Raw genomic sequence first — 11,422 nt, forward strand, 5'->3', positions numbered from 1 at the left:
AAATTGAGAGAATAGTATCAAGGGAAGTTTCGTCTCAATACAGAATCCACTAAGTAACCGAAATCTTCCGCAACAAGTTTGACGGGATGTTTCAACTAATAGGAGGGTTCTAAATGAATATGAAGCGTTTGACGAAGCGAATCACAATGGGGGCCATTGCACTTTTATGTACAGTCGGGATCGCATACCCTGCCTCTGCACAAGGAAACAATCTTTTGAAGCAGGATCCTAAAGGGGCTTATGTCCCATCCAGTGCACCTGACCTATCAAAGCTCCAATCCCAGCCTCTTTCCATGAAAGTCCAGAAGAAAAATGAGGATGCACTGGGACCTGTTAATCCTTCCTATACCATCGATGTTGACTATGACTCTGCCACTCATAAGGCGGAAGGTACGTTGGAAGTATCCTTTAAAAACAACATTAAAACCAACTTGAGTGAATTGTATTTTAATCTATGGGGAAATGCCGATGTCTTTAAAGAGAATGGCGGCGGGATGGAAGTATCCGATATTAAAGTGAACGGGAAAGAAACAACATCTGAAGTGAATGCTACCACGTTACATATCAAGGAGCTTTCGTTAAGCAAAAATAAAAAAGCCACCGTCAGCATGCATTTCGAAGTAAGCCTGCCGGAACAACAGGACCGGTTCGGATGGTACGGCGACACGGTTTCCATGGGGAACTGGTTCCCCATCCTGGCCGTATTTGACGACGAAGGATGGAATGTAGATCCTTATTACCCATATGGCGAATCCTTCTACTCTTTATCAGGGAAATATGACGTAACCGTTACAACCGACAAAAATCAGGTGATTGCGGCTACTGGAGAAGAAGTCGGCAAAGTAAAGATTTCAGGTGATAAAGCCACCCACCGCTACAAAGCCAAGGATGTACGTGATTTCGCCCTGGAAATGAATCCGAATTACCGTGTGATCTCTACTGAAGTCAACAATATTAAAGTGAATGTCTATTATTCTGAAGAACATTCCAAATATGCTGCCGCCCTTCTTGAATCCGGAGAAGATAGCATCAAGCTCTTCAGTGAAAAATTCGGTAAATACCCTTGGCCTGAGCTTGATATCGTCACGATGGAAGGCTGGTTCGGCGGGATGGAGTATCCACAGCTTGTGATGATCAGCCTTGCAGGAGACCGTCCACTTGATTGGGCCAAGTCCGTCAACGCTCATGAAATCGGTCACCAATGGTTCTACGGTATCATTGGGAATAACGAATACGATGAGCCGTGGCTCGACGAATCCTTTGCCAGTTTCGCCGCCGCTTTATATGACGGGGAACTCGATTCACTTCAGGTAGAACCTACCGAAGATTCTTACTATCATCTCTCCAGCCAGATTTCCGATTTCACTGCTAGAGTGGAAGAAGGGGGAATCGGTGCCTATTATTATATGATCTACAATTACGGATCCAGCACTATCAATGATCTAAGGGAACTTCTCGGTGACGAGGCGTTTTATTCCGCTATGCAAACCTACTTCAAGCAGCAAAAATTCGGGATCTCCACCACTCGGGACTTTATCAGGTCCATGGAGAAATCTACGGGAAGAGATTTAATGCCGTTCTTCAGGGATCACCGGGTGCTGCTTTCAGATCAGGAATAAAAAAAACCCGGTCAGCCACATGGGCTGACCGGGTTTCATCTATCCAATCCTTACTCAACCGTAACAGACTTAGCCAAGTTACGCGGCTTATCTACATCACAATCGCGGTGCAGGGCAGCATAGTAAGAAATCAGTTGTAATGGGATGACAGAGATAAGAGGTGATAACAATGGATTAACCTCTGGGATGACGAAGCGATCTTCTTCGTCTTCTAAGCCTTTCATGGAAATGATACAAGGGTTTGCTCCACGAGCGACTACCTCTTTCACATTTCCTCTGATGCCTAGGTTTACTTCTTCCTGTGTTGCAAGGGCAACGATCGGTGTACCTTCTTCGATAAGGGCGATCGTACCGTGCTTAAGCTCTCCTCCGGCAAATCCTTCTGCCTGGATATAAGAGATCTCCTTCAGCTTCAAAGCGCCCTCAAGACCTACGTAAAAGTCCAGTGAACGACCGATGAAGAAACAGTTACGAGTCGTTGATAGGTATTCGCGTGCGATATCTTCAAACTCTTCTTTCGTATCACAAAGTGCTTCCATTGCCGTAGCGACGATACCAAGCTCTTGAACAAGGTCAAAGTCCTGATTGTTCCCACATGCCTGACCGGCAACGTGAGCAAGGATGGCAAGCACCGCAAGCTGAGCCGTGTACGCTTTCGTTGAAGCTACAGCGATTTCAGGTCCTGCATGAAGAAGCAATGTGTAATCCGCTTCACGTGACAGGGTAGAGCCCGCTACGTTTGTGATCGTCAAAGCCTTATGGCCAAGCTCTTTGACTTGCACCAGAACGGCACGGCTGTCTGCTGTTTCACCACTTTGAGAAATGAAAATGAACAATGGTTTCTTAGAAAGTAATGGCATATTGTAGCTGAATTCACTTGCTACATGAACTTCAACAGGAATCCCTGCACTCTTCTCGATGAATTGCTTTCCAACCAGACCAGCGTGGTAGCTCGTTCCACACGCAATGATGTAGACACGATCCGCTTCTTTCATCGCACCGACAATCGGCTCATCGATGTGAAGCTCGTTGTTCTCGTTTTGGTAAGCCTGGATGATTTTACGCATCACTAATGGCTGCTCGTCGATTTCTTTCAGCATGTAGTGAGGGTATGTGCCTTTTTCAATATCACTGGCATCAATTTCAGCCGTATAAGGAGCACGTTCCATTACTTCACCGATCAGGTTTTGAATTTCAACCTTTTCCTTCGTTACGATGACCATTTCTTTATCCATAAGCTCAACATATTGATCCGTTACTTGAATCATCGCCATAGCATCACTTGCTACAACGTTGAAGTCTTCTCCAAGACCGACAAGCAGTGGACTTTTGTTTTTCGCTACATAGATCGTTTCATCATTCTCAGAATCTAAAAGGGCAATCGCATAGGAACCTTTAAGAAGCATCAGCGTTTGACGGAATGCTTCCTCTACCGTATTTCCTTCTTCCACGATCTTTTCGATCAGCTGTACGATGACTTCTGTATCCGTATCACTTTTGAACGTTACGTCTGTCAGGTATTCGCGCTTAAGTTGGGAGTAGTTTTCGATTACTCCGTTATGAACGATCGTGAATCGGCCTGAATTACTTTGATGAGGGTGAGCATTCACCTTGCTTGGTACACCGTGGGTAGCCCAGCGAGTGTGACCGATACCAGTGTTGCTCGATTCGTTATCATCCACGATTCCGCGAAGGTCGGCAATACGACCCTTTTCTTTGAAGACATGGATGCCTTCATCGTTTTGAACGGCGATGCCTGCAGAGTCATAACCGCGGTACTCAAGCTTTTCAAGACCTTTTAAAAGAATTTCCTTTGTATCTGAATTTCCAATATATCCAACAATTCCACACATAATTAATATATCCTCCCTGAACATGCAAGGGGGCAAGAACTCATTTGGGGACAACTTGCCCCCTTATCTCTGTTTGTCATTAGTTTTTTAGCCACTTTTTTTCATCCCTTTGTGCGTTAAGTTGCCTTAACGTTTTAAGGAAGAAACTTTCGGTTCGGTGACATATGCGAACCGGGAGGCATCCGCCGAATGCTCGATAAACCTCCACCTCGTCAACTGAACGATTCTTGTCGTATCCATCGCTCAGCCCTGGCGCTTTAGTTAAATGTATTACCAACTATCCACCTTTCATTCTTGACTACCATTTCCATTTTATTTGAAAAACGAAAACAAAATCATCATACACCAGCGGGTTTCCCTTCGTCAACAAAAATCTGACAGCGATAAAGAGTTGTTATCACTTTGTCATGTTCCCGACACAGATCGGGTCTAAACCCCTCCTGTGTAAAATGACTCTACTCATTAAATATGCACAAGGGGGATGAATTGACCCCTTGTGCATGGAAAATCAACTATTCGTTAAGGCCCATTTCCTCATCTACGACTTGTACAATTTCATTTACATATCGCTCACACAACTCTTCCGTAGGCGCTTCTGCCATGACGCGAACCAGCGGCTCTGTCCCGGAAGGACGGACAAGAATGCGGCCATTTCCGTTCATTTCCTCTTCGACCTTTTGGATCACGTTTTTAACCGTTTCGTTATCCGTGACATGATGCTTATCCGTCACCCGGACATTCACAAGCTTCTGAGGGAACTTCTGCATTTCCCCGGCAAGTTCCGATAAGGATTTACCTGTCACCTTCATGATATTCACAAGCTGAATGCCTGTTAAAAGACCGTCACCAGTTGTGTTGTAATCAAGGAAGATGATATGCCCCGACTGCTCTCCGCCGAGTGTATAGCCGTTTTTCTTCATTTCTTCTACCACGTAGCGATCTCCTACAGCCGTTTGAATGCTTTGGATCCCATTCTCTTCAAGCCCTTTATGGAAGCCGAGGTTACTCATCACAGTAGATACGACGGTAGACTGTTTCAACTGGCCTTGTGATTTCAAATACTTACCGCAGATATACATGATTTGATCTCCATCCACGATCTGTCCATGCTCATCAATGGCGATGATCCGGTCTCCGTCCCCATCAAAGGCAAGACCCAGGTTTGCCCCTTTTTCCTTCACCATTTCAGCTAAGGTTTCAGGGTGTGTCGATCCAACGCCTTCATTGATATTCAGTCCGTTCGGTGATGCTCCCATAGTGGAAATGTCGGCATCCAGGTCAGCAAACAGGTGAGTGGCAAGGGCGGATGTTGCACCATGTGCACAATCTAACGCAATATGTAAACCATCGAAATCTTCGTCCACTGATTGTTTTAGATACTGCAGATACTTCTGACCGCCTTCGAAATAGTCACTAACCTGCCCAAGGTCTCCACCAACCGGACGAGGCAATCCGTCAACGGTTTGATCCAACAGATCTTCAATTTCACTTTCCTGGGCATCCGACAACTTGAATCCGTCCGGTCCGAAGAATTTAATCCCATTATCAGCTACCGGGTTATGAGAAGCAGAGATCATGACTCCTGCCTGAGCTCCGAGCGCCTTTGTTAAGTATGCGACTCCTGGAGTGGAAATCACGCCTAAGCGCATCACTTCTGCACCGATTGACAGAAGTCCCGCTACAAGAGCGCCTTCGAGCATATGCCCGGAAATACGAGTATCGCGCCCAATCAATATTTTGGGACGCGTAGCATCCTTTGTCAGAACATATCCACCGAATCGTCCAAGCTTAAAGGCTAATTCCGGTGTTAATTCTGTATTCGCTACGCCTCTTACTCCATCCGTTCCAAAATACTTACCCATTGTCATTCTCTCCTTTTTACAGCTCTTATGCTGATGTGTTCTTTTCTTTGATTTCTACTTTTACCGTTTTTTGTGAAAGGGTCCATTCAACATTCTCCGGCCCTTCTGCTTCAATTTCCACCTCATGTTCACCGGGCTCGAGCCCTGTAAGGTCGAGAGCGAGGGAGAAGTCTTCTTTCTTCACTTTACTCACTGCTCCATTCTGGCCTTTCAGTGCCACATCCACTACCCCGCCTTCAGGTGCTGTGATGGTATATTCATATTCGTCAGCCAATCCTTCAGGTTTGATCTCGATCCCTGACAAGCTCTTCTCCTCGGTTGTGTTCACATCAATCTTGACTTTCACTTCTTCGGGAGCGACTTTATTCAACCCATCCTGAAGGTTAAGGGGTACAGTAATGGTCGAATCCTTCGTGATCTTGGAAAGATCGACTTCTGCCAGGAGTTCTTCTACTGTATCCAGTACGTCCTGTCTGCCAAAGATCGTTGCTTCCTTAGGTTCAACTGAAATCGATTCAAGGGTAGTCCCTTTTGGAAGACTGCCTGTTTCCTTAATTGTGACTGGTACGTTTTTACTCGGGTTCACGACCGATACGGTCACATCCACCACTTCAGGGTCTACCTGCACATTCAATTTGTTGTATTCACGGTCAAGCACCTGTACCCGGGCTTCCCTTGTCACATTTTCATTGATCTCTTCATCCACATCAAGGGTGGCAATCACATATGCAATCCGTTCTACTTCATTCTTCGAACCCGTCACTTTCACGGTTTTCGGATCCACTGCGAGCCCTTCTGCCTCATACCCATTTGAAAGAATACTCTCATTGAATTGAGGTTCAATCGTAAATTCTTCCGTGACCTTTTCCTGGACCGAAATATTGGCGAATTCAGGATCAAGTTTCACTTTTAATTTATCAGAAATATTTTGGGTCTGGATCTCGACTTGATGTTCACCAATCTCTATATCATTTAAATCCACGTATACTTGAAAATCCTTTAATGTTTTCGTCTGCTGCACAACGGCTTTTGGCCCTTCCACGGTCACGTTCACCGTATCCGGCAGCCCTGACACTTCCAGGTTCTCACTATCATAGAATACTTCAAGCGGGACATCCTGGATCGTTTCAATCGAAGTCTGAGAGGTACCGTTATTATTGTTAGCCGTCTTCTGAATGTTGTCAAAGTTAACCGACAGATACAGAATAAAGGCTAACATGAGGCCGACGATACGCATGAACCAACGGCTTTCCATGAATTTATCCATTTTCTTTCTTCCCCCTAAAGCTCCATTTCGTCGAGGAAGCATTTGTTTTATCTCCAATGAGCTCTAACGTAAGAATTTCCTTGAAGCGCTCCAGAGAGAGGTCGCGATGCAACTCTCCATTTTTCGTAATGGAGATAGCTCCCGTTTCTTCTGACACAACAATGGTGATACTATCCGTCACTTCACTCACACCGAGTGCCGCTCTATGCCTTGTTCCGAGTTCCTTGGAAATGAAGGGGCTTTCGGACAAAGGAAGGTAACACGCGGCGGCCGCGATCTGGTTCTTCTGTATAATCACCGCTCCATCATGAAGGGGCGTATTTGGGATGAAGATGTTAATGAGCAACTGGGACGTGATCTTCGCATTGAGTGGTATACCGGTTTCAATATAGTCACTCATACCCGTTTCCCTCTCAAGGGTCAGGAGGGCTCCGATCCGACGCTTCGCCATATAACTTACGGCTTTTGTCATCGATTCGATCATCTGTTCCTGTTCTTCTTCTTCCTGAAGCCCCGTTCTTGAGAACAAGCGGCCCCGTCCGAGCTGTTCAAGGGCTCTCCTCAGTTCAGGCTGGAAGATGATGATGATGGCCAGGAACCCCCACGTAAGGGCTTGTTCCATCATCCAGCCGAGAGTATCAAGACCAAAAATACTACTCAGGCCCCTGACAATGATGATGACAAAAATACCTTTTAATAATTGTACTGCTTTCGTTCCTTTTATCAGCATGATCAGTTTATAGATTACAAACCAAACAACGAGTATATCTACTATATCAGAGACATAATCCAGCGCGGAGTAATCCGAAAAAATATCGATAAACGGCATATTACATCCTCCAATAGCTTAATCGAAAGCGTAAGCCGCCATGTGTGGCTTCTCCATTTTCGTAACGTTCTTATTATAGCACATTTTATCACTCTCAAATGAAAGACACCCACGGCCTCATGATTCTTTTTTTCTCCTCATGGACTCACGTTTTTGCATAAAAAAACTGACACGAATATCCGTAGTGTCAGCCCTTTAGGGACGGACCTTATGTTCCATCCCCTCTATTTTATCCTACTTTTCATCAAGTTGCGAATTTCCCCAATCCAACGTGTCTTTAGCCCCTTTTTTAATTTGGTACCAAAGCCACTCAAACGCTTCATCGATTTCGTGAATGTCCCCTGTCACACTGCCTGCGGAAGCCAGATATTGTTTACCATTGATGACCGTGACATTTCCCGTTACTTTTCCTTCTATTTTCACATCGCCATTCCGGACGGTCAAATCTCCCTTTACCTCTTCCCCTTCAGGAACGACCACCGTATGGTCCTGAACGACTAATTTGTCATTTTTCGTAAATGAAAAGGCCTGATCATCATTCCATGAAGCAAGAAAACTCCCGGTCATGAAAATGAAGAATAATGCAGCAGCCGTGAGCAGCGGGTGGTGCCGGAACCATCTCTGTACGCCCACCTTCTTCTTCTCTTTCGGTAATCTTGACATGACTTTATCTGTAAAGTCTGCAGGAGCACTGATGTGGGATGTGCTCTGTACAAACGCAATCGCTTTTTTCAATTCATGAAAGTGGTGCTGACACTCACTGCATTCCTGCAAGTGATGCTTCAGCATTTCTTCTTTTTCCCTGGTTAAGTCTCCATCTAAATAATCGTGCATATACTCGATGATTTCTTCAGGACAAGGTTTCATGTTCACTCACCCTCTCTACAGTGATCGTAATTGTTTTCTGAGAGCTTCACGCCCTCTATGTACTCTCGTTTTAACCGTTCCCAGGGGCAAATCCAGTATTTCGCTGATTTCCTGAAGCGGGAGCTCTTCAATGTATTTTAAAACAATGACCGATCGGTATTTCTCAGGCAACTTGGAAATTTCCTTATGTATCGTCTCCTGCAGCTCCATATTCTCGACTTCATCTTCCGGGAGCTGAACATCGGCAGCCACCTGTGAGTACATCGTCAAACCTTCTGTCCCTGCCACCTCTGCATCGAGGAAGTAATCCGGCTTCTTCTTCCGTATCCGGTCGATACAGAGATTTGTCGCGATCCGGAACAGCCAGGTCGAAAACTTTCTCTTTTGGTTAAAGGTTTCAATATTTACATATGCCCTGATAAACGCCTCTTGAGCTATGTCCTCTGCTTCATGACGATTCCCAAGCATCCGGTAGCAAATCTGGAACACTTTATCCTTATAAAGCTCGACCAATTCTGCAAAGGCGTTCTGATCACCTTTCAATACTTGTTTTATCCTTTTGTTCACTATTGCTTCCATTTCACAACCTCCGCTCTATGCGGCTATATTTATATACGTAAAACCCGATCAAAAGGTTTCAATTTTTTTATATTATTATCCTAACAAATTTTTAAGGAAATGTGTTTACAATTATTAGAAAAGGGGTATAAAGGAACTAATTATTTCTATTGCGGGAGGATCTCGAAATGAGGGGAAGAATGAATGATTTATTATTTCAAATTGAAGACTGCCGTCGCCAAATGGTCGAACTAGCATTAAAGTCTTCCTTTGCCGATGAGCAAGTAGTTGATTTGAGTACTCGTCTTGACGATCTGTTAAATCAATATCAAGTGGTCAAGCACCATTGAAGAGAAATAGAGGAAGGCTGGAAGCCATAACGGGTTCCAGCCTTATTTTTTTACCCGATTATAGTAATTTCTCTCCAAAAAGAGATCCCATCAACGCAACAGCAACCGTAGCCGTTTTATTCTTCTCATCCAGGATAGGGTTTACCTCTACGAATTCAGCAGATGTAATCAATCCGGACTCCTCAAGCATCTCCATCGCCAGATGACTCTCCCGGTAGCTGATCCCTCCAAGGACAGGAGTTCCGACACCAGGGGCATCACTTGGATCTAATCCGTCCAGATCAAGGGATAGGTGGACGCCATCGGTCCTTCCCTTCAAGTAGTCAATGGACTCTTCCATTACCTTCGTCATACCAAGGCGGTCAATTTCATGCATCGTATATACTTTAATGCCTTTTTCCTTGATTAACTCTCTTTCTCCTTCATCTAAAGAGCGTGCTCCAATGATGACAATGTTCTCAGGTTTAATTTTCGGAGAGCTTTGACCGATACCCGTTAAATCTTCGTGACCGATGCCAAGGCTCACCGCGAGTGGCATTCCATGGATATTACCGGACGGTGACGTATCCCCCGTATTCAAATCACCATGGGCGTCATACCAAATCACACCTAAGTTCTCATAATGAGGGGAAACGCCGGCCAATGTCCCGATCGCTATACTGTGGTCCCCTCCAAAGATCAATGGGAAATCCCCGCTGCCAATGACGTCATTCACCTTACCGGCAAGGGTTTCACTCGCTTCAGCAACCGCTTTCAAATTTCTTAAATTTGTATCGGGATTATTATGTACACGCTCAGCCTGACCAATCTCGATATCGCCGAGATCATTGATGTCATATCCGAGATTTTCAAGACGCTCCACAATTCCTGCATAACGGATCGCACTCGGTCCCATGTCAACACCTCTTCGCATTTGACCTAAATCCATCGGTACACCAATAATAGAAATGTTCTTCTTCATCAAAAATTCCCCCTATTCAAAATATAAGTTCTACCCCTATTGTATCCATAGATGCCCCGATGACTCAACTGGACAGGATTGTGCATATATATGCGTGTGCAGAAGGGCTTTTTGGTGTTGGTTGTAAGATTATGTAGAAGAGCGGGGAGTATTGGAGGGAGACTGAAGAGTCGATTTGGGGAAACAGATTATTTACCGATCATTTTCATGAGAATGATTTGAATTCTCTTATGCACGATAACAAAAAAACCTCAAATCCCAAAAAGAGATTCAAGGTCTGATCATGTCTTATGTAAGGTTATTTTATTCACTGATAATTCTATGTTGCTACCCCAAAAATCATTGGTGGAGCCTAGCGGGATCGAACCGCTGACCTCCTGCGTGCAAAGCAGGCGCTCTCCCAGCTGAGCTAAGGCCCCATATAGAGAAGTTCTCACACCTGGAGATGTGAGAACATGTGTGATGAGCCATGAAGGACTCGAACCTTCGACCCTCTGATTAAAAGTCAGATGCTCTACCAACTGAGCTAATGGCTCGTAATGGCTGGGCTAGCTGGATTCGAACCAACGCATGTCGCAGTCAAAGTGCGATGCCTTACCGCTTGGCTATAGCCCAATAATAACGTAAATGGCATAAAAAAGGGACATTTATAGGATGTCCATTTTACACTGAAATATACAAAATGGTGGAGGGGGGCAGATTCGAACTGCCGAACCCGAAGGAGCGGATTTACAGTCCGCCGCGTTTAGCCACTTCGCTACCCCTCCAGCTAAATCAAATGGTGCCGGCAAGAGGACTTGAACCCCCAACCTACTGATTACAAGTCAGTTGCTCTACCAGTTGAGCTACACCGGCATATTAAACTGGAAATAAAAATGGTGGAGGATGACGGGATCGAACCGCCGACCCTCTGCTTGTAAGGCAGATGCTCTCCCAGCTGAGCTAATCCTCCGATATGTAAAATGTATTCCCTTGAAAGAAAATGGTGACCCATACGGGATTCGAACCCGTGTTACCGCCGTGAAAGGGCGGTGTCTTAACCGCTTGACCAATGGGCCGGTGTATCAAAAAAATAGAAAAGCTTCCAACCGGGCTCGAACCGGTGACCTCTTCCTTACCATGGAAGCACTCTACCTGCTGAGCTATGGAAGCAATGGCTCCGCAGGCAAGATTCGAACTTGCGACCGATCGGTTAACAGCCGATAGCTCTACCACTGAGCTACTGCGGAATGATATAGCCTGGCGACGTCCTACTC

The 11,422-nt window shown here is 45.3% G+C and carries 9 protein-coding genes and 9 tRNA genes; 2 read left to right on the forward strand and 16 right to left on the reverse strand.

What is annotated here, in order from left to right; all coding sequences use genetic code 11:
- Window positions 1-113: 113 nt before the first annotated feature.
- Window positions 114-1,619, forward strand: coding sequence for a M1 family metallopeptidase (locus CN378_RS06595; RefSeq protein WP_098351117.1), 1,506 nt, complete (start codon window positions 114-116; stop codon window positions 1,617-1,619).
- Window positions 1,620-1,669: 50 nt separating this feature from the next.
- Here CN378_RS06595 and glmS read toward each other — a convergent pair whose 3' ends face one another.
- From glmS to sigW, 6 genes are all read right to left on the reverse strand, one after another.
- On the reverse strand, window positions 1,670-3,472 hold the full coding sequence (gene glmS / locus CN378_RS06600; RefSeq protein ID WP_098351118.1) for a glutamine--fructose-6-phosphate transaminase (isomerizing): 1,803 nt from the start codon (window positions 3,470-3,472) through the stop codon (window positions 1,670-1,672).
- 512 nt (window positions 3,473-3,984) lie between these two features.
- Window positions 3,985-5,334 (reverse strand): phosphoglucosamine mutase, encoded by a 1,350-nt coding sequence (gene glmM / locus CN378_RS06605; protein WP_098351119.1) that lies wholly within the window; start codon window positions 5,332-5,334, stop codon window positions 3,985-3,987.
- Window positions 5,335-5,359: 25 nt separating this feature from the next.
- A complete protein-coding gene (locus CN378_RS06610) occupies window positions 5,360-6,601 on the reverse strand; it encodes a CdaR family protein (protein ID WP_179884830.1) in 1,242 nt (413 codons plus the stop codon).
- Window positions 6,594-7,430: a diadenylate cyclase CdaA gene (gene cdaA, locus CN378_RS06615; RefSeq protein WP_098351121.1), complete on the reverse strand. Its 837-nt coding sequence runs from the start codon at window positions 7,428-7,430 to the stop codon at window positions 6,594-6,596. Before cdaA ends, CN378_RS06610 begins: the two co-directional genes overlap by 8 nt.
- Window positions 7,431-7,664: 234 nt before the next feature.
- Window positions 7,665-8,297 (reverse strand): anti-sigma factor family protein, encoded by a 633-nt coding sequence (locus CN378_RS06620; RefSeq protein WP_098351122.1) that lies wholly within the window; start codon window positions 8,295-8,297, stop codon window positions 7,665-7,667.
- A gap of 15 nt (window positions 8,298-8,312) precedes the next feature.
- The gene (gene sigW, locus CN378_RS06625; protein WP_098351123.1) at window positions 8,313-8,876 is read right to left on the reverse strand and encodes an RNA polymerase sigma factor SigW; all 564 of its coding nucleotides are present in this window, start codon (window positions 8,874-8,876) and stop codon (window positions 8,313-8,315) included.
- A 179-nt stretch (window positions 8,877-9,055) separates the two neighbouring features.
- Between sigW and CN378_RS06630 the strand changes: the two genes are divergently transcribed.
- Window positions 9,056-9,205, forward strand: a complete 150-nt coding sequence (locus CN378_RS06630; protein ID WP_257141040.1) for an aspartyl-phosphate phosphatase Spo0E family protein — start codon at window positions 9,056-9,058, stop codon at window positions 9,203-9,205.
- A 58-nt stretch (window positions 9,206-9,263) separates the two neighbouring features.
- Here the strand turns inward: CN378_RS06630 and rocF are convergent, their stop codons facing one another.
- From rocF to CN378_RS06680, 10 genes are all read right to left on the reverse strand, one after another.
- Window positions 9,264-10,166, reverse strand: a complete 903-nt coding sequence (gene rocF / locus CN378_RS06635) for an arginase (protein WP_098351125.1) — start codon at window positions 10,164-10,166, stop codon at window positions 9,264-9,266.
- A gap of 343 nt (window positions 10,167-10,509) precedes the next feature.
- Window positions 10,510-10,585: transfer RNA gene (locus tag CN378_RS06640), tRNA-Ala, on the reverse strand.
- A 44-nt stretch (window positions 10,586-10,629) separates the two neighbouring features.
- Window positions 10,630-10,702: transfer RNA gene (locus CN378_RS06645), tRNA-Lys, on the reverse strand.
- Between the two features lie 4 nt (window positions 10,703-10,706).
- Window positions 10,707-10,781: transfer RNA gene (locus CN378_RS06650), tRNA-Gln, on the reverse strand.
- A 68-nt stretch (window positions 10,782-10,849) separates the two neighbouring features.
- A tRNA-Tyr gene (locus tag CN378_RS06655) sits at window positions 10,850-10,933 on the reverse strand.
- Window positions 10,934-10,945: 12 nt separating this feature from the next.
- Window positions 10,946-11,021, reverse strand: a tRNA-Thr gene (locus CN378_RS06660).
- Between the two features lie 21 nt (window positions 11,022-11,042).
- Window positions 11,043-11,118, reverse strand: a tRNA-Val gene (locus CN378_RS06665).
- Between the two features lie 31 nt (window positions 11,119-11,149).
- Window positions 11,150-11,224, reverse strand: a tRNA-Glu gene (locus CN378_RS06670).
- Window positions 11,225-11,245: 21 nt separating this feature from the next.
- Window positions 11,246-11,318 (reverse strand) — tRNA-Thr (locus CN378_RS06675).
- 2 nt (window positions 11,319-11,320) lie between these two features.
- Window positions 11,321-11,395, reverse strand: a tRNA-Asn gene (locus CN378_RS06680).
- Between the last annotated feature and the right edge of the window lie 27 nt (window positions 11,396-11,422).

Origin of the sequence: Bacillus sp. AFS015802 (assembly GCF_002561455.1) — a bacterium.
Taxonomy (GTDB): Bacteria; Bacillota; Bacilli; order Bacillales; family Bacillaceae_B; genus Rossellomorea.